The organism is Rummeliibacillus stabekisii, assembly GCF_007988965.1.
In the GTDB taxonomy this organism is placed as follows: Bacteria; Bacillota; Bacilli; order Bacillales_A; family Planococcaceae; genus Rummeliibacillus; species Rummeliibacillus stabekisii.
In genome coordinates, this window is sequence record NZ_BJVD01000001.1 from 174,689 (window position 1) to 198,432 (window position 23,744).

General features: G+C 35.2%; 26 protein-coding genes and 1 riboswitch. Of the genes, 4 read left to right on the forward strand and 22 right to left on the reverse strand.

Annotation, left to right across the window (positions count from 1 at the left end):
* Positions 1-32: 32 nt before the first annotated feature.
* The 8 genes from RST01_RS00900 to RST01_RS00935 all read right to left on the reverse strand — a co-directional run bounded on the left by RST01_RS00900 (position 33) and on the right by RST01_RS00935 (position 5,344).
* Entirely contained in the window at positions 33-569 is a 537-nt protein-coding gene (locus RST01_RS00900; RefSeq protein WP_147193473.1) for a hypothetical protein, read from the reverse strand.
* Positions 570-927: 358 nt separating this feature from the next.
* The gene (locus RST01_RS00905; RefSeq protein ID WP_147193474.1) at positions 928-1,881 is read right to left on the reverse strand and encodes an ABC transporter permease; all 954 of its coding nucleotides are present in this window, start codon (positions 1,879-1,881) and stop codon (positions 928-930) included.
* On the reverse strand, positions 1,874-2,779 hold the full coding sequence (locus RST01_RS00910) for an ABC transporter ATP-binding protein (protein WP_147193475.1): 906 nt from the start codon (positions 2,777-2,779) through the stop codon (positions 1,874-1,876). The genes RST01_RS00905 and RST01_RS00910 overlap by 8 nt, the downstream gene beginning before the upstream one ends.
* The gene (locus tag RST01_RS00915; protein WP_147193476.1) at positions 2,772-3,488 is read right to left on the reverse strand and encodes an ABC transporter ATP-binding protein; all 717 of its coding nucleotides are present in this window, start codon (positions 3,486-3,488) and stop codon (positions 2,772-2,774) included. Before RST01_RS00915 ends, RST01_RS00910 begins: the two co-directional genes overlap by 8 nt.
* Positions 3,478-3,855, reverse strand: a complete 378-nt coding sequence (locus tag RST01_RS00920; RefSeq protein ID WP_147193477.1) for a GntR family transcriptional regulator — start codon at positions 3,853-3,855, stop codon at positions 3,478-3,480. Before RST01_RS00920 ends, RST01_RS00915 begins: the two co-directional genes overlap by 11 nt.
* Before the next feature lie 3 nt (positions 3,856-3,858).
* The gene (locus tag RST01_RS00925; RefSeq protein WP_147193478.1) at positions 3,859-4,635 is read right to left on the reverse strand and encodes a hypothetical protein; all 777 of its coding nucleotides are present in this window, start codon (positions 4,633-4,635) and stop codon (positions 3,859-3,861) included.
* Positions 4,636-4,765: 130 nt separating this feature from the next.
* Entirely contained in the window at positions 4,766-5,095 is a 330-nt protein-coding gene (locus RST01_RS00930) for a hypothetical protein (protein ID WP_147193479.1), read from the reverse strand.
* A 69-nt stretch (positions 5,096-5,164) separates the two neighbouring features.
* Complete coding sequence (locus RST01_RS00935; RefSeq protein ID WP_147193480.1) at positions 5,165-5,344, reverse strand: hypothetical protein; 180 nt, start codon at positions 5,342-5,344, stop codon at positions 5,165-5,167.
* Between the two features lie 169 nt (positions 5,345-5,513).
* On the opposite strand from RST01_RS00935, the gene RST01_RS00940 reads away from it, so the two are divergent.
* From RST01_RS00940 to RST01_RS15905, 3 genes are all read left to right on the forward strand, one after another.
* A complete protein-coding gene (locus RST01_RS00940) occupies positions 5,514-5,843 on the forward strand; it encodes a PadR family transcriptional regulator (RefSeq protein WP_147193481.1) in 330 nt (109 codons plus the stop codon).
* A 1-nt stretch (position 5,844) separates the two neighbouring features.
* Positions 5,845-6,690 (forward strand): DUF1129 domain-containing protein, encoded by an 846-nt coding sequence (locus tag RST01_RS00945; RefSeq protein ID WP_147193482.1) that lies wholly within the window; start codon positions 5,845-5,847, stop codon positions 6,688-6,690.
* Between the two features lie 102 nt (positions 6,691-6,792).
* On the forward strand, positions 6,793-6,945 hold the full coding sequence (locus tag RST01_RS15905; RefSeq protein ID WP_184117487.1) for a hypothetical protein: 153 nt from the start codon (positions 6,793-6,795) through the stop codon (positions 6,943-6,945).
* 56 nt (positions 6,946-7,001) lie between these two features.
* Here RST01_RS15905 and RST01_RS00950 read toward each other — a convergent pair whose 3' ends face one another.
* Genes RST01_RS00950 through RST01_RS00960 form a run of 3 tightly spaced genes read right to left on the reverse strand, consistent with a single transcriptional unit; the run spans position 7,002 to position 9,187 of the window.
* Complete coding sequence (locus RST01_RS00950; protein ID WP_147193483.1) at positions 7,002-7,724, reverse strand: amino acid ABC transporter ATP-binding protein; 723 nt, start codon at positions 7,722-7,724, stop codon at positions 7,002-7,004.
* Complete coding sequence (locus RST01_RS00955) at positions 7,717-8,379, reverse strand: amino acid ABC transporter permease (RefSeq protein ID WP_066787081.1); 663 nt, start codon at positions 8,377-8,379, stop codon at positions 7,717-7,719. The genes RST01_RS00950 and RST01_RS00955 overlap by 8 nt, the downstream gene beginning before the upstream one ends.
* A gap of 22 nt (positions 8,380-8,401) precedes the next feature.
* The gene (locus RST01_RS00960) at positions 8,402-9,187 is read right to left on the reverse strand and encodes a transporter substrate-binding domain-containing protein (RefSeq protein WP_147193484.1); all 786 of its coding nucleotides are present in this window, start codon (positions 9,185-9,187) and stop codon (positions 8,402-8,404) included.
* A 645-nt stretch (positions 9,188-9,832) separates the two neighbouring features.
* Here RST01_RS00960 and RST01_RS00965 point away from each other — a divergent pair.
* Complete coding sequence (locus tag RST01_RS00965) at positions 9,833-10,168, forward strand: 2Fe-2S iron-sulfur cluster-binding protein (RefSeq protein WP_147193485.1); 336 nt, start codon at positions 9,833-9,835, stop codon at positions 10,166-10,168.
* A 341-nt stretch (positions 10,169-10,509) separates the two neighbouring features.
* Here RST01_RS00965 and RST01_RS00970 read toward each other — a convergent pair whose 3' ends face one another.
* The 11 genes from RST01_RS00970 to RST01_RS01020 form a co-directional block, all read right to left on the reverse strand.
* Positions 10,510-11,472: an SLAC1 family transporter gene (locus RST01_RS00970; RefSeq protein WP_184117488.1), complete on the reverse strand. Its 963-nt coding sequence runs from the start codon at positions 11,470-11,472 to the stop codon at positions 10,510-10,512.
* Positions 11,473-11,671: 199 nt separating this feature from the next.
* Positions 11,672-12,457 carry a transporter substrate-binding domain-containing protein gene (locus tag RST01_RS00975; protein ID WP_147193487.1) on the reverse strand — a complete coding sequence of 262 codons (786 nt, stop codon included), beginning with the start codon at positions 12,455-12,457 and terminating at the stop codon, positions 11,672-11,674.
* 1 nt (position 12,458) lies between these two features.
* On the reverse strand, positions 12,459-13,769 hold the full coding sequence (locus RST01_RS00980; RefSeq protein WP_371859437.1) for an aspartate aminotransferase family protein: 1,311 nt from the start codon (positions 13,767-13,769) through the stop codon (positions 12,459-12,461).
* A 211-nt stretch (positions 13,770-13,980) separates the two neighbouring features.
* Positions 13,981-15,375, reverse strand: a complete 1,395-nt coding sequence (locus RST01_RS00985) for a DUF4179 domain-containing protein (RefSeq protein ID WP_184117489.1) — start codon at positions 15,373-15,375, stop codon at positions 13,981-13,983.
* Positions 15,368-15,904, reverse strand: a complete 537-nt coding sequence (locus RST01_RS00990; protein ID WP_147193490.1) for a sigma-70 family RNA polymerase sigma factor — start codon at positions 15,902-15,904, stop codon at positions 15,368-15,370. The genes RST01_RS00985 and RST01_RS00990 overlap by 8 nt, the downstream gene beginning before the upstream one ends.
* Positions 15,905-16,067: 163 nt before the next feature.
* Positions 16,068-16,913 (reverse strand): agmatinase, encoded by an 846-nt coding sequence (speB, locus tag RST01_RS00995; protein WP_147195045.1) that lies wholly within the window; start codon positions 16,911-16,913, stop codon positions 16,068-16,070.
* Between the two features lie 4 nt (positions 16,914-16,917).
* Positions 16,918-17,772, reverse strand: a complete 855-nt coding sequence (gene speE / locus RST01_RS01000; protein ID WP_147193491.1) for a polyamine aminopropyltransferase — start codon at positions 17,770-17,772, stop codon at positions 16,918-16,920.
* Positions 17,772-18,212 carry an adenosylmethionine decarboxylase gene (speD, locus tag RST01_RS01005; RefSeq protein ID WP_066787050.1) on the reverse strand — a complete coding sequence of 147 codons (441 nt, stop codon included), beginning with the start codon at positions 18,210-18,212 and terminating at the stop codon, positions 17,772-17,774. The genes speE and speD overlap by 1 nt, the downstream gene beginning before the upstream one ends.
* Positions 18,213-19,709, reverse strand: a complete 1,497-nt coding sequence (locus RST01_RS01010) for an aminotransferase class I/II-fold pyridoxal phosphate-dependent enzyme (RefSeq protein ID WP_147193492.1) — start codon at positions 19,707-19,709, stop codon at positions 18,213-18,215.
* The gene (gene metK / locus RST01_RS01015; protein ID WP_147193493.1) at positions 19,709-20,896 is read right to left on the reverse strand and encodes a methionine adenosyltransferase; all 1,188 of its coding nucleotides are present in this window, start codon (positions 20,894-20,896) and stop codon (positions 19,709-19,711) included. The genes RST01_RS01010 and metK overlap by 1 nt, the downstream gene beginning before the upstream one ends.
* 92 nt (positions 20,897-20,988) lie before the next feature.
* Positions 20,989-21,109, reverse strand: a riboswitch (SAM riboswitch).
* 175 nt (positions 21,110-21,284) lie between these two features.
* Positions 21,285-23,651 (reverse strand): heavy metal translocating P-type ATPase, encoded by a 2,367-nt coding sequence (locus RST01_RS01020; protein ID WP_244946631.1) that lies wholly within the window; start codon positions 23,649-23,651, stop codon positions 21,285-21,287.
* Positions 23,652-23,744: the final 93 nt, after the last annotated feature.

Consider the following 23,744-nt stretch of genomic DNA (forward strand, 5'->3'; position numbering starts at 1 on the left):
TATTAGTTCACCAGGAAATATTGTTAATTCATTTATAAAGATCTCTTTGGCCAAATAAAATATGAAATCGATATTACAAAGTCAATACCTATTATCAAAGTCCATAATTGTAGGATTTCATAAAAAGGCGCATTTTGTACGTGATTATTTGTTATTAAAATCATACCAAATAATAATAATGCACCTATTATATAAGCAAAAACATGTTGTCCAAATGATTTCATACCATGACGAGCAAATTCCATCCCATATCTTTTAACAGGTTTAGAGCCATCTTTCATAATATAATACCGAAATTTCTCATCAAGCCAAGCAATCATGCTTTTACCAAATGCGATAGAACTGCCAATATAAACAGCGGCGATAGCATGTGCAGCTGTAGGCTTAGCACCAAAGTAAATATCCAATCCTGCTACAACCAGCAATATTAAATCGATTAAAGGGACAGACGTAAAAAACAATAGGCTTAACTTTTTTCGCTTAAATACATACCTTAAAGTCAGTCCGACTAATATAACCACCCAAAATGCGATTTCACAAGCAACGATCAACCAGGCGATCAAGTTCAATTCTTCACCTCCACTTTTCTCTTGTACTTCGTTCAATGTTACAAGTTACGTTCTCTTATAAATTTTCTTTGGAAATTAGTCCTGTACTTCATTATTATTACTGTATTTTACAAATAGCAATTTGACAATCGTTTTTTAAAAGAAATTAAAATATTCTGTTACTGTCATTTTTTTCATTTTTATATAGACTAGCAAGGTTTATAAAATTGCTCTTATATAAATAAACTAGATAAGGTTAATTGAAATTAAGTAAAAAATTGTAAGGATTTTTTAAAACTAAAATGGTGCCTGCCCATTTTTATAAAAAATGAGTCAGACACCATTAAATAATTGTTCTAAACTATTATTTCTCTTAGTCTTACGCAGCTACATCTCGTTTTGTAAATACACCAAATGCAAGAAGCATAAAGACAATAAAGTAAATTAATAACATTGTAATAGAGAATCCTAGTGTCATACCATCAACCATTGGGATTCCATCGAAGTATTGAGATAGATCTGTATTAGCAAATAAGATGTATTTAGCCCAATTATACTGAGCGGCAATAATCGCTGTGACAGTACTACCCATAAATAAAAGGAAAATCGATAAACCTGTAGCTAATGAACTATTTCTAAATACAGCTGAAATCATAAATGCCATAGTAGTAATCATGATAACATCGATTGAAGCCAACAAATATCTTTTGATTAAATATAGAAGCATATTCTGCTCTACAACTGTTCCATTGGCATATGCAAGATGTGCATTATTCCCATCACCTGTACCGAATAATGCAAATCCTAAAATGGCAGCGCTAATAAATAAGATAGCTAATAAAAATACATCAAATATAATAACAGTTAAATATTTGGATAACAGAATTTTCGTTCGTTTAATAGGACGAATAAGCAACAGCTTGATTGTTCCCCATCCAAACTCGCTTGCCACAATTCCGGCTGCGACAATAATCGTAAACAATCCAGCAAATGAAATGAATGACGCACTGTCATAAATAAATGACCAACCTGTTTCAGCTTGCTCAGGAGGTAAATTATGATCTAAACGATATTGATTAATAGCTATATCTCTTTCTAAGCTTTGCTTATAGGTATTTGCTGATTTTGGAAGACCTTTCATTTCCTTCTTATACTCTTTTGTTTCCTGTTGTAATTCCTGCTTCCATTGCGGATTTGTACTCTGGCCTGAATCTCCATACACCTTTGTCAGAATGCCAGTCCCTAACACCGCAAGGACTAGTAGCCCAATCATTACGTAAGTTCCAGGTCGTTTAAATATTTTAATCCATTCATTTTTTATAAGATTAAGCATGCTTCTCCCCCCCTGTCGTAACTTCCATAAAGCGATCTTCTAGCGTTTTTGCTATTGGTTTTACTTCGTAAATTGAAATGCCTGCTTCAGTGAATTTTTGAATCATTTTTGGTACTTCTTCTTTTTCAAGCTCAATTTCATATCCTTTGTCCACTTTTTCATATGGAATGTTATCTAGTATACCAACATTCTCCAAATTGACCTCGAAGAAGTATTTTTGTTTTGTGTCATTTACATAATCGTGAACTTTTTGTATGTCTACGAGCTTCCCATTTTGGATAATTGCTATACGATCACACATCATTTCCATTTCAGATAATAGATGGCTCGAAACAATTACCGACATTCCTTTTTCTTTCGTCAGCTTTTTCAAATGATCTCGAATTTCTCTTATTCCCGCTGGGTCAAGACCATTTGTAGGTTCGTCTAAAATCATTACTTTTGGGTCATGAAGCAAACTTTGGGCCAGGCCTAATCGTTGTCTCATTCCAAGTGAATACGTTTTAACTTTATCGTGAATGCGTTCTTTTAAACCGACAAATTCGACTACTTCGTCGATCTTTTGCTTTGATATACCTTTTATCATACGAGCATATTGCATAAGATTCTGATAACCAGTTAAAAATTTGTACATCTCTGGATTCTCTACGATTCCTCCAATATTCATCAGAGCCGCTTCGAATTCTTTTTCTACATTTTTGCCGCAAATTAAGATTTCGCCTGATGTAATTCCCATCAATCCTACCATCATACGAATAGTTGTTGTTTTTCCCGCTCCATTAGGTCCAAGAAAGCCAAATACTTCTCCCTCTTCAATAGTGAAGCTCAAATCATCAATAATTTTCTTCCCTTTGATTACTTTCGTTACATGGTTCAATTGTACAACCGGACTAGCCATTCATCTTCGCCTCCATATTCTTTGCAGTATCCTTAAACCAATCTAATACCGATAGTCCTTCTTCTTCTCTTAACTCCTCTACATTTTTCTGACCAATTATGTTCCCGTGGAAAATGACAATCGCTTCATCAAGTAGAGGTTCGATTTCATCGATTTCATGTGTCGCAATAATCATTGTTTGTAAATCAAAATTAATGTAGGACAATAAGCTCTTCACGATGGAATCGCGAACCATTGGATCAAGACCTGAAAATGGCTCATCTAAAAGAAGTACAGGTGCATTTCTTGAGAGCGCCAAAACAAGTTTTAACCGGCCCCTAGTTCCCTTTGATAATTGTTTTATCTTTTTTTCTCGTTCCAGCTTCATTTCTTTCAATAATTCTTCGGCTTTTACAGAATCAAAATCAGTAAATTGGGTTGCATAATAATCTACCATATTCGCTACTGTAAAGCCTGGATAAAACATATCAAGTTCAGTTAAATAAGCCACATTTTTAGAAATTTTTCTTGATACTTCTTCATTTCCAACTTCCACTTTGCCGCTATTTGGATAAACAAGACCAGCAATCATTTTTAGAGTAGTGGACTTCCCACTGCCATTAGGTCCCAGTAGCCCATAAATTTTGCCTGTTTCGAATGTAAGAGAAACATTCTTTAAAGAAAATTCTTTTCCATACTTTTTCGAAACATTGCTTAGTTTAACGGCCATCCTGCTCCCCCCTTAAATATTGCTTTAATCCTTCCGTTATATCTTCTTCCGAGAGCCCAAGTCCTCTCATGCTTTGGACAAAACGATCAATAATTTCTCGTTGTAACTGAGTTTTTAATGAATCCACAATCTCTTCATTTTGTGTGACAAATGTTCCTTGGCCACGCTTCGTTTCCACAATTCCCATCCTTTCCATCTCACTATACGTTCTTTGGACTGTGTTAGGGTTAACACCTGATACGATCGCCATTTCTCGTACAGACGGAAGTTTCTCGCCTGGTCTGATCTCTCCTCTTACGATTTGGGATGACAAATGATCGGCTATTTGGATATAGATGGGCTTTGATGCTTGAAATTCTTTTGTCATCTTCTACACCTCAACTTTCCGGTCGAGAAGCAGGCAGGATATTACAAATAATCCAACAGAAATAGCCACATACAAAACAAGAGTTAAAACCGGTAAATTCATTGTATTTAATCCAAGCGTATAACCCGCATGACTGTATTTAAAACTCGCACCCATTATAACGGGGATCTTCCATTTAGTTAATATGTCTTGTAAAACATCGATACTTTCTAAAAAAGAAGAAATTAGGCTCAGCAGTATGAACAAAACAAACACGAAGAGCCAGCGCCAATTTTTCATTTTCGGATATTTACCTAATGAGTGATAAACCGTCCAATAAAAAAAACACCAGAGAGAAAAATATAAGCTTATCAATACTAAACCGGCGTTTAGTGTGGTCAATTCGATAAATAAATCTGCTTTATCCAAAATAAATAAATCTTTGAAGAACAGATAGATCACTAACCCAACACAAGTTATAAATAATTGAGCGATCAGCTGATATGCAATGGAAATAACTATCTTTGACAGAATCAATAATTTGCTGTTTTGAGGGTTATAAAGCCATAATTGGGTTTTCCCTTCTAAACGAAGCATAGATAGTAGCATCCCCGGCAAGAAAAATACATGAAAACCAAGTAGCATGATGACGGCTATCGGTAGAAAAGATAATGGCTGGTGAAAATAAACTTCTAAGGCGAATGGTAAAATCAAAAACAACGCAAGAAATCCAATCCATAAAAAGAACCAATTTTTCGAAATATGAAAGTCCTTTTTCAATAGCCCTTGAAAAGCTAACATGTAATACACATCCTTCTGTCACTCTGTCTTAGTGTCCTAATTAAATAGTACACTAAGACAGAAATAAAAATCAACAGAAATTTGAAGAAAAATTATATAACTGTAAAATAAAGTATTAATCTATAGCATGCTATAATTCTTTTCTAATTCTCTTTAATAAATTCAGTGCATCTTGAGTCGATTGAATTAAAGCTGGTCTACCCTTCTTGACCCTTAACTTCATAGCTTCTATAAAACAGGTTTCTGCTTCATCTAATCTCTTTAACTCTAAGAGACATTTCCCTTTGTGCTGCAAAACAAAGTCCAGATATTCATCGGTTTTATTTTCTTTGCCTAATTTCATCGCAAAATTAAAATGCTCTATAGCTATTCCATGTTCATTATCATACTTATACGCCTCGCCAAGTCGAATGGAAGTAATAATTTCTTTTGTTGTGCTTTTTTCTTTCTGAGCATACAAAAGACAGTACTTTAAACAAGCAATGGCCTTCTTTTGCTTTCCATTAATTCTATATAAATTGCCTAATGCTCAATTTAAAATATATAATTCCTCCTCTTTCAAATCCTGTTTCAATAAGCATTGAGCTTGAATAATCAAATCTTTTACTTTAGAACCGTCAGTAGGTTTTTCTCTTAAATAATCTGTTGAATCAAAATATGTTAGATTATTTATCTCATTCATTTTTTCCCTAAAACTTTGTATCGTCAACTTAAAGTCCCCCTTGGAAACTCGTTCAGTCTATATATTAATACAATAACTCCCAATTAAAAACCTTGTTTTTTCAGAAAATAAAATAATTTCTCCACTAGTATGTTTTACAAAGTAGTTAACATATGATACAGTACTATTATGTTATACAAAGTAGTGAGGCGAGCAAATGAAAGAAACCCAATTGTTAAAGGGCGTACTGGAGGGCTGTGTCTTAGCCATCATTAAGCGACAACAAGTTTATGGCTATGAGCTGGTACAAATTATGAGGGATTATGGATTTACTACAATTGTCGGCGGGACCATCTATCCTTTGCTACAGAAATTAGAAAAACAAGGGCTTATTAAGAGCAAGGAGTTAACTTCACCAGATGGGCCTAATAGGAAATACTTTTTTATCACAGCTTATGGTGAAGAGCAATTAATGAATTTTGAAGAACAATGGAATTCATTAATAATAAAGGTTAACCGAATAGTAGAAAATGAGGAGAGTGAATAAAGTGGCAAATTCTTCAGCCGAACAATTGGTTGAACAAAATAATCATCTTAGAGAACTGTTGTCCAAAGAAAATAAGGCGTACTATGAAGATATTTTAATATATATGCGTACTCTTGGTCTTTTCTATAATGAATTGGAAACAGAAAAGCAATTAATGATGATATTACAAGATATATTAGAAGCACAGAAACATGGTGAATCTGCAGAAAGCTTTTTTGGAAAACATCCTAAAGAATTGGTAGACCAAATAACAAAACAGTATGATAGACCCTCTTGGAAATCCATCTTTAAAATGAGTGGCTGGCTATTCTTAATTAGTTCTTTGTTTGTATTCATAGGAAGTTTTACAGCTCCCCTTTTACAAATAAACATCTTTGTTCTTTCAATGAACGGGGTGTTTTCAATTGCTTTGATCTATGGTGTGTTTAAATTAATACATGTGAGTATTTATATGAAGGCAAAATTACCGAAGTTTATACAATTTTTCATATTATGGTTGATATCTATGCTATCATTCGGCGTCTTTTTCCTCATTCAGTTTTATGCACCTAAGCAAGGTATCGTGAAAGTTGGTCCTCCAATAGATTGGATTCTGATCATTGGTGTCGTTTTGACTGCTGTCTTGTATATCTCTACCAAAAAAAAACGAGAATTCTATGGCGCCCTTGCTTTTATCTTAACCTTAGGAATCTTTGGTCTATTATTTAGAATTCCTCAAACAAGAGAGTATCTGCAAAATGATCAAAATCAGATTTATATGATGCTTGGCGTTATTCTCCCATTTGCTTTATTTATATTGATTAATTTGTTTACACTCTGGAAAATGAAGGATGATCAAAAGGCATAATTTTTTTAAAATTTGGTTGAAAGGCAGAAAATCTTTTGAAATCTTTTTATATTCTTTGTAGAATAAGAAGAGAAAGATTTAACGAGGAAACGAGGTTGTCTCATGTCATTACAACATCCAGATAAAAAAACTTATTCACCTGAAGAACTACTAAAGGAAATACAGCGATTAGCAGAACTCTTACAAAAAGAGGATTTGACAGAAGAAGAGTATCTCAAAGAAAAAGAGAAACTCATGGAAAAATTAAATAAATAATTAAACAGGCAATTCTTAAGTTCTTCGGACTTAAGAATTGCCTGTTTTCTTTTCTACTACAATACTTTTTCTAAGAAATCCTTTGCACGCTGTGTGGAAGGATTGTTAAAGAAGTCTGTTGGTGCAGCATCTTCAATGAGTTGGCCACCGTCCAAGAAGAATATCCTGTCTGCCACTTCACGAGCAAATCCCATTTCATGCGTGACGATCAACATGGTCATCCCTGTTTTAGTCAACGATTTCATTACATCTAGCACTTCTTTGACCATCTCTGGATCTAGCGCTGATGTAGGTTCATCAAATAACATAAGATCAGGTTCCATCGCCAATGCTCTTGCTATGGCTACACGCTGCTTTTGACCGCCAGATAACCGATTTGGGTATTCATCTTTTTTCTCCAAAAGACCTACTTGCTTTAACAGCTCTTCTCCCCTTTTTTCAGCATTCTCCTTTGAGATTTTCAATACTTTCATGGGAGCATACGTCAAATTCTCCATTACCGTCTTATGTGGAAACAGGTGAAAATGCTGGAATACCATGCCTACTTTTTCACGGATTTTCAATAAGTCTGTTTTTTTCTCAGTGATCAACTGATCGTTAATTTGGATATCACCGCTGGTTGGTGTTTCTAGCATGTTGATACAGCGTAAAAATGTTGATTTACCAGAGCCGGATGGGCCGATGATCGCAATTATTTCTCCATCTTGAACAGTTGTTGAGATTCCTTTTAGCACTTCATTATTGCCAAATGTTTTGTGCAAGTCTTGTACTTTAATCACCTATTCTCATCCTTTTCTCAACCAATTTTCCTGCATATGATAGTATCAGTACAATAATATAATAGATTAAACCTGCTACTAGCAATGGCTCGATATAGTGGAATGTAGCTCCACCCACAATATAAGCGCGTCTCATAATATCGAGTGCTCCAATTACTGTAACGATAGCGGATTCTTTTGTTAGCGAGATGAACTCGTTCATTAAAGCAGGAATAATATTTTTTAATGCTTGTGGCAAGATAATGTCTTTCATCATGCTCGTATAGGATACGCCAAGCGCTTGGGCAGCTTCACTCTGCCCTTTATCTACGGCCATAATACCGCCACGAATAATTTCTGAAATATAAGCAGCTGAATTAAGTGAGAAAGCTAATATTGCTGCTGGCATAGGGCTTATGTCAATGCTTGGGAACATTTGCGGAATTCCCATATAAATAATGATTAATTGCAAAACAAGCGGTGTACCGCGGAATACAGATGTATAAAAATCTGCAAGCCATTGTAACGGTTTTATTCCGCTTAACTTAATGAGTGATAATAATACACCCAAAATAAAGCCAAAAACACATGCGAACGCGGCTATCTCAAGCGTCACGCCAATCCCTTTTAATATATAAGGGATGGAGTCTGCAATGGCTGAAAAATCTAGATTCATCTAAACTACCTACTTCCCTTAATTAATCAACTTTGAACCATTTGGCTTTCATCTTATCGATTTCTCCAGAGTCATTTAATTCTTTTACAGCTTTATTGAAATCTTTCACTAATTTACTTCCTTTAGGGAAAGCTGCTGCTTTTTTCTGGTTATCGACACCGTCAATCGTCGAGAATTTTAGATCTTTATTTTGTTTAACATAATTTTTAGCTACAATATCTTCTAGTACAATGGCGTCTAGTCTTCCTAATTTCACTTCTTGAATCAATTCTGGTACTCTGTCCCGTGTTTCTACTTTTACGCTTGGAACTTTATCTGCAATTTCGTTGGCTGTATCTTCTTCAATGGATGAAACCTGCGCACCGACTTTTTTACCTTTCAAATCCTCAAGTTTGTTGTATGTCACATCTTTTTTAGTAATCAGATAATCTTCTGTATCATAGTAGGAATCCGTAAAGTCCACCACTTTAGCACGTTTTTCATCTGGGGTAATACCCGCCATCGCAAAATCAATTTTTTTTGCTTGTACGGATGGAATTAAACTATTAAACTCCATATCTTGTATTTTCAATTGATAACCCATTTTTTTAGTTACTGCATTGGCGAAATCAACGTCAAATCCAATAATTTCATCTGACTTTGCTGCATCGATGTATTCAAATGGTGCGAAGTCTGCTGATGTGCCCATCACTAAAACCTTTTTTTGATTGTTATCGGAAGATGAACCATCCTTGCTGGAATCTGATCCGCACCCTGCGAGAGTTAATGATAATACTGCTGCTGCTGTAAATAACCATTTCTTTTTCATTGTCCAAATCTCCTATCTCGTCATTGTTTCAATAAAACCACTCTATGTAACGTCGTGTTTTATTATGAATTCAAATGAATAATTATAGATTTTAATTTATAATTATAATAACATATTAATAAAAAAATAAAAGTATTTTTTGCATAAAAATAAATAGATTCTATTAAAAATATATTAACAGAATCTTTAATTAATTACAATTGCATTTGTATTATTTTGTCTAATTACCTTATTCCTCAGGCAATAATCATCTCGGATTCAATTGATAATGTTATGAAGGCAGTCTAAAGCAAGATTCAGCGAGGTTTCTATCAGAAAACTCATTTAGTCGTGATACTCTGCATTTCCAATCTGTATTTTATGATGTCAACGAGTTTATTTCGTTAATTTATTGCCATCCCATGCATTGGCGTATTCTTCATTATCCTGTATGAAATTTATTTTATACAGCTAGCCAAATTAAATTTACCTACATTTGAAAACCCTTCTTCAAACTAACCACCATTCGGACACTCATTAAAACGATAGCTTATGCATTCCATCAATGAATGTTTTTTGTATGAGAATAGTCAGATTAATACAAACTGATATTAACATTTACTTCGCAAAACCTGATTATGAGGAAATTGAAAGGAGTATTCATCAATGCCACTTGTCACAGTACTTGGAGGAGAAACATTTGAAGTTGAAGCTGGTAAAAAATTAGTTTTAGCCCTTGAAGATAATGGAATAGAAATCTTTCACCAGTGTGGTGGAAAAGCTAAATGTACTACTTGTAGAGTGGAAGTCTTAGCTGGAGAATACAAAGACATTTCGAAAGTAGAAAAAAACGCCTTTGCTATTAAGAATATTGACGAGAATTTATATGAAGACTGTTTACGTTTATCTTGTCAAATTCGTGTCATTGAAGACATAACTGTTAAGCCAATTATAACTTCAGAAAATAAAAAAGGCTCTAGAGGACCTAGACCTGCAGATTAACTATGCTTAGATAAAAAACGCGGTGTTTAAGGCAATACCGCGTTTTTTTTATAATTGAATTATATGATTATTGTAACCTTTCTTAGCTTTTTTAAAGCTACGTTACATTTTGATAACCAGGTAGTTGGATATCAATAAAGCATCAATTGGCTTCTTGCCAATTTCTTCTCGATTACTCTTCCAAATCTAAACCTATTCATTAGCTATATGCATAGTAAAATACTTTTTAACCTTCGTTTAAAGTGTAATTCTTCCTCAACAAAGGCACTTCTATATCTATTGTTTTTTATACATAAAAAACCAGTTCCATTTAGGTACTGGTTAAATGCTTTATATTACCTCTATCGTAATTTGTAAATTTTTACCTTTAATAAACAACTTACCATTAGTATGGCTTCAAACAAAAAGAAACCTATGACCACATATTTCCCTACATCGATAATGTAATATCTAATTGAACTTAATGGACCCGTCGGCAAATGCATCGTAAAGCTTAAGTACATACCAAATGTAAAGTTTCTTGCCCATTGTGAAGTTTGGTATTGAAGTATGCCCTCTTTTATTCCATATGCCTTCAACCGTTCAATTAAACGTAATATTTCAATGCTCTCTACTATAAGAAATATAAGTGAGACAATAATCCAAAGTACAAATAAGCTTTTGCCGTCTGATATTTTCGTAATACATAACGATAATCCAGTGATTGAAAGAGCTCCGTGAATAATACAATTTGTGCTTTTCCACTCTTTTATCTGTTCACGAAATGATTGTGAACGCATCGCTCTTATAAAAAGCCATATGCTCAGGCAATAAAGGATCAGATCTATAAGCAAAATGAATGAAATACTCCCTTTATTAAATAGGTCCGGGAATAATGTAAAACCTGCAATCACTAACGATTGGGTCGCTACGCTTGGCAATAGTGCTACACCATTTATCTTATTTGCAAAAGATTTATTTTTAAATAAAAATAAGTAATTCCGAACTACTATGACAATATATCCTACATACAGAAGAATAGCCATAGAATAGAGAAATATTTGATCCCATTTCATCTGAGATAAGTGATTGTCCATATTCAATAAAACAATGGATGTAGCAGCAATCCATGTCCCTATTCCAAAACTGTTGATTGGGTCTATAATATGTTTCTTTGCAAAATCTCCTCTCTTTAGATTGAGAAGCAATAAAACAAATAGTAAAGTATAGATGATGAATAAAACACAAGCATATATCAAACCAATCACTTCATGATAATGGGGAAATAACTGAATAATACCGATTGATAAAATCCCCATTGCCATCACCACAGCTCCTGCAGGGGTAGGAATAGAAACTTCACTTACTTTAAAAAATAAATTCAAGAGAATAAATATACAGACTATCGTAGTTAGTACCATCATAATAACACAACCCTTAACAGAAAATACGTCTTCTAGTATACCTCCATTCTTAATTAGATACAAAAAAGCCCCGCTCTCGTTAAGAAAACAGGGCATACGATTACTTTACTTTAAACCATTTATTCTTCAATTCTTCTACTTTGCCTTCCCTTTCTAGCTCTTCCATAGCACGGTCAAATTTCTCTGTTAGTTTACTACCTTCAGGAAAAGCAGCTGATTTGGATTGATCTTCTTGCTCCTCAATAACATAATAGGTTAAATCCTTATTATCTTTTAGATAATTGTCTGCTACTATATCTTCTGTTATGATGGCATCTATTCTCCCTAACTTTACTTCCTGAACAAGTTCAGGAATACGATCTCGGCTTACTAATTTAACACCTTTGTACTTTTTCGCTAATGTTTTCGCTAATTTCTCTTGAATAGATGCAGTTTGAGATCCCAACACTTTCCCTGCAAGATCTGAGTCTTTTTCTATACCGCTTCCTTTCTTCTTAAGAATGTATTCCTTTGTATCATAGTAGGAACTTGAGAAATCGACTACCTTATCACGTTCTTCATTTGGCGTCATACCAGCAAGTACGAAATCTACTTTGTTCGCTTGAAGCGCAGGAATAAGGCTACTAAACTCCATATCCTTCACTTGAACTTGATAACCTAATTTCTTCATAACCGCTTTGGCTAGATCAATATCGAAACCTATTATTTCATCAGAAACTTTCGCATCAATATATTCGAAAGGTGCATAGTCTGCTGCTGTGCCCATAACAAGAACTTTTTCTTTATTTTCTGCTTGTGCATCTGAATTTTTCTCTGTATCTTTTGTTCCACAGCCTACTAACAATACTGCTAGCAAGGCTATTGCAGCAAATAACCATTTTTTCATTCTACTCACTCCGTTTATCCATATATTTTTGTATTGCATGATCAAGCATTGTTAAGCCCTCATCTATTTGTTCTTTCGTTACTGTTAAAGGCGGTATCATTCGTATCACATCGTTGTCATTACCACAAAGATAAAAGAGGACGCCTTCTTCTAGTGCATTATCCAATATCTCCTTTAATGCTATCCCATCCCCTAACCCTGTTTTTGGATCGATTATGTTAATACCAATCATTAAGCCAATTGCTCGAACTTCCCCGACCACGTCATATTTTTCTTGAATGTCCTTTAAAAATTCGACTGCATAAGCCCCTACTTGTTTTGTATTCTCGAGCAAGTTTTCTTCTTTCATTACTTCAAGCGTTGTTAAAGCAACTGAGCATGAAATTGGATTACCACCGAATGTCGTCCCATGTGAGCCCATTGGCCACTTCTCCATAAGTTCTCGGCTTGCAACAGTTGCACTTAGAGGCAGACCTGAAGCAATCCCCTTCGCTATTGCCATAATATCTGGTGTGACACCGAATGTTTGTGCAGCAAACCATTCTCCTGTGCGCCCGAAGCCAGTTTGAACTTCATCGAATATAAGCAAAATACCATACTGATTGCAAAGTTCCCGGAGTTTTTGTAGCCATTCTTTCGGCGGTATAATATAGCCCCCTTCACCTAGCACAGGCTCTACAATAAATGCCGCCACTTCTTCCGGTGTAACCTGATGCTTAAAGAGTGTCTTTACATTTTTCTCAAGCAGATCCACCGTATATTGAATTGAATCAAAGCCTCTTGGAGCTTCATTTACATTGGCATACGGTATCGTATAGACATTAGATGGGTTCAAAAATTTACGGTATTTACTTTTGGATGTTGTCACACTTAATGCACCAAGAGAACGGCCATGAAAACAACCTGTGAAAGAAATTATATAAGGTCGCCCTGTAGTAAATTTCGCTAATTTGATTGCTCCTTCAATTGCTTCAGTGCCACTATTTCCATAGAAAAAGCAATCTAAATTTCCCGGTGTGATTTCCGCAAGATTCTTCGATAACTGTAATATAGATTCATACATAATAACGCCAGATGGACCATGGACTAATTGATCTGCTGCATCTTTTATACTTTGAACAATTTTCGGATGACGATGACCAGTATTTGCTACAGCAATGCCTGCAGTGAAATCAAGATATGTCTTGCCGTCTGCTCCAAAATAGTAACACCCTTCTTCCTTTATCACCGGTAAATTTGGATGATCCTTTGCCATACTAGGAGCTAGATAATCGCCCATCTGTTCATATAATTCTAACCAACTCTCCATGATGTCCTCCTTATTAACTGAATTGACTTTATATTATATTTATAAATATAATAGCATAAATATTCATTTAGTAAAGAGTTTTTTAAATTGTTAGAAACAGTATATAAAAAAACGCATCTCTTTTTTTGAAATGCGTCCTTGTTACTTTATGTTAAATATCTAAAAGTGTGCCTAATTGTCCTTTTTCTTAGACGATTTAAAAAGTGTAATGGTATTACTTATGAAGAGTTGCAGTTATAGGAGCTAAATTCTTAGCACTAATAAAACTCGTAAAATCAAATTGCAAAATTGTATTTTTGAAATTGAAATTTTCTATTTTCTCTTCTCCAGCAATATTAAATGTAGATTGGTAGCTTATTGTTTTTCCGTCGATTATCTTAACTTTATTATGAGAAACACTATGATTAGTAAGACCAGGTGAATAAGCATCCTCTTTTCCATTTAAGTATCTGTTATCTATCAATCTAAATGAATATTGTAGGTTGTTTGCTATTATATCTAACCGATGCTTATTCAATTTTCCTCTAAAACCCATTAGATGATAATCAATAATAATTTGATTGTTCACTCTTCTTATTTGCTGTACTTTCATAGCAAGTTTTGATCTTTTACTTTTAATCATGAATGGATGGTCAGCAAATTGATGATTCACATATGGCTCACTAATAGTTAATTGCGGATAAAAAGTAAGTTTTGTACTATCAGCACGGAGTTTATCCATTACAACCCGGATGGTACTATGTGAAATATTACCTTTCATTTTTTCAAAGAGGGTTGTTCCATTTTCAAAATGATATATATTTTGATTGTTATCTACTGCTTTCATTATATAAATATCATCGTTTTTATATATCTTTTCGGTTTGATAGATCAGAGAAGATGTAGCTTTTCCTGTAAGAATTTTATTTGTATTAATTTTTAAATTATACTTTGGATAGTTTTTATTTTTAATTAATAAATCAGTTCTGTATTTTTCTTGCTGAATTGGAATATTAAATTTCCATTCACCCTTAATCCCATTGATAGAATGAATAGTAATAGGTAAATTAAATCTCTTTTTGATCTTCTTATATGGATAGTCTACTTTCCACTGAAAATTATATCCCTTATTTACTTTCGAAAGTCTAGTTGTCATTCCATTTGTCCAAGAGTCATGATCGCCTTTACTATGATTAAAATTGACATCAAAGCTAACTTCTCCTTTTTCATTATGACCACTATCCACTTTATTATTTACAAAACCCGTAATAGAAACCATATTTCCATCAAAGTAAGCACTAGTTAACTTTACGGTCACTCCATTCTTTTTGGTAGACTGATTTAGTTCTGTCACAGCATTTTTATTCGCTAATATTACTCCTATAGAATCGTTAAAACCTTTAAAAATTTGACTTATTAATGGTGTGTTTGCTAAAACTTTATTCATCGTTGGATTATACAGTCCTAAAATAAAAGAAATGAAGAGAATAACAGCTATAGCTGCAGTATGTCGAAGTACTTTTCTTCTTTTAATTTTTTGGGAGTTTATCCCTTTTTCTATCGACTTAAAGACTTTATCCTTTGGGACTTCTATATTCTCTATTGCTCTTATGATTTTCTTTTTATCCATAATATTCCTCCTCATTTTTATAGATTTTTTTTAACTCTGCTTTACCTCTTCTTAAAAAAGTTTTTGCTGTGCCTTCAGGTATTTCCATGAGCTCGCTAATCGTTTTGATAGAGTAATCAAAATAATAAAATAATATTATGGCACTTTTATAATCGTGCTTTAGCTGATGTATAGCTTGTAACAAGCTCATTGACTCGTCTTGGTCAAAACGCTCTCTTTGGGAAAAATTTGATATTACTTCATCTGTTACAAAAATATTATTGTTGTTTCTTTTTAAAATCTGACTAGAACATCGGATAATAATTCTCGTAAACCAAGTTAAAAAGTATTCTGGGTGCTTCAGAGATTGAATACTTTTAAAAGCTTGAAATGTCGCCTCCTGCACGACATCGAGAGCATCTTCCTTATTATGTACATAAAGGAAAGCAGTCCTATAAATACGCTCATAATGCTGCTTTATCAGTTTTTCAAAGGCATTCTTATTTCCTTTTATCGCCTTTTTTATAAGTTTTTCATTATGTAAATCCATTCCTCATTCAACTCCTTTCACATATTAGTGCTATTACATTGAATAAAAGTTTCACTAGTTTTAAATGTTTTTATGAAGAGCTCCTATATTATACTGCTAAGTATGCAAATCACTGAACCAATAAAAAAGCCACACTTATAATAAGTGTGGCAATGTTCTTAATCTATTTTCCTACGATTAATAATAATTCACGAATCGTTTTACATGCAATAGCAGTGGATGCGCCTGTTGGGTCATAAGGAGGGGATAACTCCACAACATCTGCTCCTACCACATGATTCAAATCATCAAGTACCTTTAATCCAGTTAACAATTCTTTATACGTAATCCCACCTGGTTCAGGTGTTCCAGTGCCTGGGAAAGTGCCCGGATCTAATACATCGAGATCGATAGTTATATATATAGGAAGATTCTCTAATTTTTTTACGATTTCAGGTAAAGTTTCTATTGAAAAACGTTCCATATAGGTATGGTCTTTCGCCCATTCGAATTCTTCTTTAAGGCCTGAACGAATGCCAAATTGAAAGATGCGTCCGTCGCCTAAGAATTCATGGCAGCGTCTAATAACAGAAGCATGTGATAGTTTTTCACCCATATAGTCTTCTCGAAGATCTGTGTGTGCATCAATATGAATAACATGTAAATCCGGGTATTTTTCGTATGCGGCTTGGATGGTTGGGTAGCTTACCAAGTGCTCTCCACCGACCATTACAAACTTTTTCCCGTCATTAACAAGGCCTCTTGTAAATAGTAGAATTTCATTCATTGTTTTTTCAGTATTACCAAGTGGTAAATCAAGATCGCCAGAATCATGCACAGCAATATCTTCTAAGTCTCGATCAAGGTAAGGAGAATACGTTTCTAACCCATATGAGTCAGGGCGAATAGCTTGCATTGCAAAACGGGTACCTGGACGAAAACTAGTTGTCCCATCAAATGGAATCCCAAATAGAGCCAGTTCAGACTCCTCATAGCTGTTGTCACAGCCAATAAATGTTGATATATTCATTGTTTTACTTTGCAATCTTCAATGCCTCCCTTACATAGCTAGGCAATGCAAAAGCCCCAAGGTGTAAATCTGTATTATAATATTTCGTTTTCAACCCGAATGCATTCCACTTTTGTGCATCTAAATTAGTAATTGGGTGTTTTGTTTTTGATGCAAATCCGAATAGCCAATGGCCTGAAGGGTATGTTGGCATATGATATTGGTAAACTTCTGCAATTGGGAAAATGGTTGATAGTTTATGCCTTGCTTTTTTCATATTGTCCGCATACTCTGCAAAATAAGGTGATTCATGTTGATTGATTAAGATTCCATCAGTATTTAAAACTCTGTAGCATTCTTGATAAAAGGCAGTTGTAAACAAACCTTCTCCCACAGAAATTGGATCTGTTGAGTCCACAATAATCAAGTCAAATGATGCATCAGCAGCTTTTTTTACATAAGCTAGGCCGTCTTCAAATTTTAGAGACATGCGCGGATCTTCTTCTACCCCTTCAGCAGTGACAGGTAAATATTCTTGGCACAAGCGAAACACCCGCTCATCAATTTCCACCATAACTACTTCTTCGACTGTAGGATAACGCAATACTTCACGCGCTGTACCGCCATCCCCTCCCCCAATGATCAGAACCTTCTTGATATTTGGGTTTGTAGCAAAAGCAGGATGGACAATCATATCGTGGTAGATGAATTGGTCTTTTTCATTTACCATCATTAGTCCATCAAGTGTGAAAAATGTGCCAAACTCTTTACCTTTATAGAAATCGATTTTTTGAAAGGGCGATTGCTCACTATGCAAATGCTCATCATAGGAAATTGAAAACTTACAGTCTTCGCTCCATTGTTCTGTATACCAATTCATTATTTTGCACCTTCTAATTCATATTCTTCTGGTTTCACTTGAATTTTGCCTAATTCACGATTAGCAAATTGGCGAATTTTTTCAACGGTTCCTCGAGGAAAATCAAAGGATTCCACTTTTTTTGCTTTAAGCTTTTCAGCTAAGTAATCTCCGGCTTTCCATGGGCTAACTGACTCCCCGCACGTATAAACATCTACAGATGCAAAACCATACTCAGGCCATGTATGGATGGTTAAATGAGATTCAGATATAATTACAGCTCCCGAAACTCCATACGGATTGAAATGATGAAAAACAGATTCAACTATCGTTGCACCAGAATAGTCTGCTGCTTCACACATATATTGTTCAATTAATGCGTTATTCTCTATTATTTCACTTGGACACCCGTATAACTCAATTAATACATGTCTTCCTAAAGTATTTAATTCTAAACCCATTTACTTTTTCTCCTTTACGACCGTAATATGATTTTTTCTAGGTGAATCTGATAAAATATTACCAAAATTCTGGATATAATAATGATACTGTTCGATAACTTCTTTTGAAACGTATTCTCCAGGTATAACAAGAGGTATTCCTGGTGGGTAAATCATGAGAGAATCAGCACTTATTCTTCCTATTGCTTCGTGAATGGGTATTTCTTCATGTTCTGCATAGTAAGCCTCTCTCGGTGTTAAAAGTAAAGTGTTTGCACTAAAAGGCGTAACATGCGGGTATCGGATACTTTTCCCTTTGCCGTATTTGCGCTCAATATCAACCAAAGCAGTCACTAGCTTTTCTAGAGATTCTTTTGTATCAGCTGGAGTGATTACAGCCATAACAACATAACCTTCTGCTAATTCCATTTGAATATTATATTTTTCTTTTAGAAGCGTGTACACTTCAAAACCAGATAGTCCGCTTTCATTCACTCTGATGACAAGCTTTGTATAATCATGCAATTGACTAAATCTATGTTTTACATAGCTATTCTTTAATACTTCAAAGGAAGTATGTTCTTCTATTTCAATGATTGTTTGTTCAATGATTTCTTTTAAAGAATGATAACGAATGGCACCATATAATGCTAACTCGTGCCTAGCAACATCCAAGGAACTCATTAAAAGATAGCTAGCACTTGTCGATTGGAGCATATTCAATGATTTTTGAATTTGTTCTCTCGAAATTCGATCGCTGTTTAAAAGCAAGATAGAACTTTGCGTAAGCGAACCACCAGTTTTATGCATACTCATTGTGACCAAGTCTGCTCCTGCTTGGATGGGGTCGGGCAAAGAGTCAACAAATGATAAATGCGTTCCATGGGCGCTATCCACAATTACTGCTATATTTTGCTTATGTGCAAGTGTGCAAATTTTCTCCAAGTCATTCATCGTCCCAAAATAAGTTGGATACGTAACGAGCAAAGCTTTTGCCTTTGGATGTAATGTTAACGCCTTTTTTATCGTTCTTACAGAGACACCATGGGAAATTCCAAAGTGTTGATCCACTTCAGGCTCTAAAAATACTGGACAGGCGCCGCTCAAAATTATGCCATTCATTACTGATTTATGACAGTTTCTAGGAACCAGTATATGATCCCCTGGCTTACACGCCGATAGAATCATAGCTAAGATACCAATCGATGTTCCATTGACTAAAAAATACGCCGCTTTTGCCCTAAAAGCTTCTGCTGCTAACTGTTGTGCCTCTTGAATGACTGATGACGGATGGCTTAATAAATCCAATTCTTTCATCGAATTGACATCCATTTTCATCGTAAAGTCACTAAAGACATCGTTTAATGGGCTTTTTAAAGCTCCCATTTTATGCCCCGGCACATCAAAAGGGGTTGTATTTTTCTTTGCATAGTTAACGAGGGCTTCAAACAACGGCATCCGTTCTTGGGAACAAATATCATATTTTTCGTTAAGGATTTCTTGCAGCACTTGTGCCATTAACGAGTTGCTCCTGCTAAATCGCCTGCAACGGCTTCCCTTAAAGCACTTACTTTATCAAGCTGTTCCCATGGTAAATTTAAGTCATGTCGCCCAAAGTGTCCATATGCTGCTACCTGTTTGAACTGAGGATTCCGAAGATTAAGCATATTGATAATACCTCCAGGTGTTAAATCGAATGTATTGCGAATAGCTTGCAGTAGTTGATCTTTATCTACGGTTTCTGTTCCGAAGGTATCAATTGCGATACTTATTGGCTCACTAACCCCTATGGCGTAAGACAGCTGGATTTCACAACGTTTGGCAAATTTAGCAGCTACAATATTTTTAGCAACATAACGAGCTGCATAAGCTGCTGAGCGGTCTACTTTTGTACAATCTTTCCCTGAAAAAGCGCCGCCTCCGTGTTTTGCTGCTCCTCCATAAGTATCAACAATAATCTTACGGCCGGTAAGACCTGCATCGCCATGTGGTCCTCCAATAACGAAACGTCCTGTTGGATTAATTAATGTATTTATATCTTCATTCATTCCAAATGTGCGAATTGTTTCTTGTACAATCTGTTCGTTTATATAATTCTTGAATTCAGCCATATTTATATCTTCATCATGCTGAATAGAGAGTAATATTGTTTCTATTCTTGGTTTAGTCGGATTTGTATAGTCGATCGTCACTTGAGATTTCATATCTGGGCGTGCCCATTTAAAGTCTCCAATTTTTCTTAAGAAAGAAGCTTTTTTCATCAAGGTATGAGCGATTTCAATTGCAAGCGGCATATATGTTTCTGTTTCATCCGTTGCATAACCAAACATAATCCCTTGGTCTCCTGCTCCAATCTCCTTTAGATCACTTGAAGAATCGACACCCATTGCAATATCTGGTGATTGTGTATGAACAAGTACTTGAATATTGCAAGTATGTCCGTCAATACCGAATTGTGCATCACTGTAACCAATCTCAAGTAATGTGTCACGAGCAATTCTCTCAATATCTAATATGGCAGAAGTTGTGATTTCTCCCCCGATAATAACCATATTTGTTGTCGTAAACACTTCACATGCAACTCTTGAAAATGGATCTTGAGCTAAAGCTGCATCTAATACAGCATCCGAGATTTGGTCTGCGATTTTATCGGGATGTCCTTCTGACACCGATTCCGAAGTAAATAAAATTTTTTCAGTCAATATAATCCTCTCCTACTAAAAAATGTAAATATTAGCATACAAAAAAGCTCTCCAACCATTAGAAGGAAAGCTTCGATTAATATCAACTGCTTATCCTCTTATCGTTCACAAAACTTTGTACATTTTGTGCTCAGGTTGAGCCCCATGAACTGATAAATTTCAGTTTGGTTTGCCACCGTATCTTAGACCCCTCGTCTCAACGGTTTTTAATAAGAGCAACTTTATTTTGCTAAGGCTTATAGTAATTGAATTTTTTTTGACTGTCAATCTATTTTTAAAACTTTTTTTATTTTGTTGAATTAAAAATCTACTAAAAAAGCCCTCAATAATGATAAATAAAACCCCAAAACTCTTTTAACACTTAGAGTTTTGGGGTTCTCACGATAGAAAATTAGCGGTTCGGTACTCGAAGGACACGCATGGCATTTAACACAGCTAGCAATGTAACCCCAACGTCAGAGAATACTGCTTCCCACATAGTGGCAATGCCAAAGGCACCTAATAGCAGGAATATACCTTTCACACCTAATGCAAAGAGAATATTTTGCCACACAATCACTCGTGTCCGTTTTGCAATACCTATAGCTGCTGGTATCTTAGAAGGTTCATCGGTCATTATAACGATATCTGCTGCTTCAATGGCTGCATCTGATCCTAATCCTCCCATTGCCATTCCGACATCAGCACGAGCTAATACAGGTGTATCATTGATACCATCCCCAACAAAAATTAACTTTTCTTTAGGATTTTTCTGGGCATCAATTTTTTCGATTTCTTCTACTTTGTGTTGCGGCAATAATTCAGCATGCACCTCATCAAGCCCAAGTTTCTCGCCCACAGATTTCGCTACAGATGCTGCATCACCAGTCAGCATGATGGTCTTTTTTATGCCTAGTTCTTTTAAAGAACGAACTGCTTGAACAGAATCTTCTTTTAGTTCATCTGCTATAACAATATACCCAGCATAATTACGATTTAGGGCAATATGAACAATCGTTCCAATCTCACTAGGTTCCTTGAATGCTATGTTTTCTTTGTTCATTAGTTTTGCATTTCCAGCTAAAATTTCTTTCTCATCAACTGTTACAGCAGTACCGTGGCCTGAAATTTCATTGTACTTTTGTATCTTGTCAACGCTTAATTCTTTCCCATATGCATTTCGTATTGACTTTGCGATTGGGTGATTGGAATGAGTTTCAGCAAAAGCAGCATATTCCAATAGGTCTTCCTTCGAAATATTACCAGATGGGCAAATGGTCGTAACTTCAAATACGCCTTTGGTTAAGGTACCCGTCTTGTCGAACACAACATATTTCACATTATTCAGAGCTTCTAAATAGTTGCTGCCTTTGACCAAGATACCCATCTTAGATGCTGCTCCTATTCCACCAAAGAATCCTAATGGAATTGAAACCACCAACGCACATGGACAAGAGATAACTAAGAATACTAGCGCACGATAAATCCAATCCGAAAAAGTTGCTCCATTTAACAAAAGCGGTGGTATGAAAGCTAATGCAGCAGCTACAATAACGACAACCGGTGTGTAATAACGAGCAAATTTCGTAATAAAATTTTCTGTTGGCGCTTTTCGACTGCTAGCATTTTGTACGAGATCTAGTATTTTAGAAACTGTCGACTCTCCAAATACCTTAGTTACCTCTACACTTAATAACCCACTTTTATTGATAAACCCACTTAGTACATCAGAACCAGACTGTACCTCTCTTGGAACTGATTCACCTGTTAGCGCAGATGTGTCTACCATGGAGTTTCCTTCGATGACCTTTCCATCTAATGGAACCTTTTCGCCTGGTTTAATGACAATGATATCCCCAATCTTTACTTCATCAGGCGAAACTCTTTTTATTTCATTTCCGACTTTTATGTTGGCATAGTCTGGTCTGATATCCATCAAATCCCCAATGGATTTGCGAGAACGGTTTACAGCAATGCCTTGGAATAATTCACCCACTTGGTAGAACAGCATAACAGCCACACCTTCTGGATATTGCTTGATTGCAAACGCGCCAATAGTTGCAAGAGCCATAAGAAAATGCTCATCAAATACTTGCCCACGCAAGATATTCCTAAAGGCCCTATAGATGACATCCCCACCTACGATTAAATAAGCAAGAAGAAATAGAGCTAACTCATATATACCTGAAACAGGAGTAAACATACCAAGCGAGCCTATAACTATACCAATTCCCAGTCGAACCAACACTTTTTTTGTATTTCCAGTTTCATGATTGTGTTCATGTGGATCTTTGTCGTATTCTTCAATGGCTTTCACGTGTGGTTCAATCCGGTTAATTAGCTTCACTGCTTCATTTATCACCAATTGTTCCGAAGTGGCGGATTCGGAAACTTCTATTATTAATTTTTTCGATACAAAATCTACAGAAGAACTGGTAACTCCTTCTAATTCTCCTACACTTTTTTCTATCTTTGCTGCGCAATTTGCACAATCTAGTCCATCCAAGTACAGAGTGTGGTTATGAGTATTTCTCGCTTTCCGTCCTTTTTCTAATATATTGATGTGTGGCTCTAGCCTGTGAATATTACGCCTTGCTTCTACAATGGTATCTATTTCTTTTGCCTTATCCATCTCTATCGTCAATGTCTTCGTGGCAAAATTAACATTACACGAAGTAACGGATTGAATACCATTTACACTTTTTTCAATTTTCATCGCGCAATTTGCACAATCAAGTCCTTCTAACAGAAGTTCATGCTTTACTTTTTTGTTTTCCAATTTATTCACCCTCCTTTCTCTTTTTTCTGCTCTTTCATACAATCCCTACCCTTTTTAACCAAGCTATTTACTTTTATTTGCATTTCCATCACC

Coding starts and splice junctions, on each gene's coding strand:
- RST01_RS00905 (WP_147193474.1), bottom strand. CDS start 1,881: ATGCTTAATCTTATAAAAAATGAATGGATTAAAATATTTAAACGACCT.
- RST01_RS00910 (WP_147193475.1), bottom strand. CDS start 2,779: ATGGCTAGTCCGGTTGTACAATTGAACCATGTAACGAAAGTAATCAAA.
- RST01_RS00915 (WP_147193476.1), bottom strand. CDS start 3,488: ATGGCCGTTAAACTAAGCAATGTTTCGAAAAAGTATGGAAAAGAATTT.
- RST01_RS00920 (WP_147193477.1), bottom strand. CDS start 3,855: ATGACAAAAGAATTTCAAGCATCAAAGCCCATCTATATCCAAATAGCC.
- RST01_RS00925 (WP_147193478.1), bottom strand. CDS start 4,635: ATGTTAGCTTTTCAAGGGCTATTGAAAAAGGACTTTCATATTTCGAAA.
- RST01_RS00940 (WP_147193481.1), top strand. CDS start 5,514: ATGAAAGAAACCCAATTGTTAAAGGGCGTACTGGAGGGCTGTGTCTTA.
- RST01_RS15905 (WP_184117487.1), top strand. CDS start 6,793: ATGTCATTACAACATCCAGATAAAAAAACTTATTCACCTGAAGAACTA.
- RST01_RS00955 (WP_066787081.1), bottom strand. CDS start 8,379: ATGAATCTAGATTTTTCAGCCATTGCAGACTCCATCCCTTATATATTA.
- RST01_RS00960 (WP_147193484.1), bottom strand. CDS start 9,187: ATGAAAAAGAAATGGTTATTTACAGCAGCAGCAGTATTATCATTAACT.
- RST01_RS00965 (WP_147193485.1), top strand. CDS start 9,833: ATGCCACTTGTCACAGTACTTGGAGGAGAAACATTTGAAGTTGAAGCT.
- RST01_RS00970 (WP_184117488.1), bottom strand. CDS start 11,472: ATGGCAATGGGGATTTTATCAATCGGTATTATTCAGTTATTTCCCCAT.
- RST01_RS00975 (WP_147193487.1), bottom strand. CDS start 12,457: ATGAAAAAATGGTTATTTGCTGCAATAGCCTTGCTAGCAGTATTGTTA.
- RST01_RS00985 (WP_184117489.1), bottom strand. CDS start 15,375: ATGGATAAAAAGAAAATCATAAGAGCAATAGAGAATATAGAAGTCCCA.
- RST01_RS00990 (WP_147193490.1), bottom strand. CDS start 15,904: ATGGATTTACATAATGAAAAACTTATAAAAAAGGCGATAAAAGGAAAT.
- speB (WP_147195045.1), bottom strand. CDS start 16,913: ATGAATATATCAACATTTATTGGCTGTGACAACAGCTATGAGGAGTCT.
- speE (WP_147193491.1), bottom strand. CDS start 17,772: ATGAATTGGTATACAGAACAATGGAGCGAAGACTGTAAGTTTTCAATT.
- speD (WP_066787050.1), bottom strand. CDS start 18,212: ATGGGTTTAGAATTAAATACTTTAGGAAGACATGTATTAATTGAGTTA.
- RST01_RS01010 (WP_147193492.1), bottom strand. CDS start 19,709: ATGGCACAAGTGCTGCAAGAAATCCTTAACGAAAAATATGATATTTGT.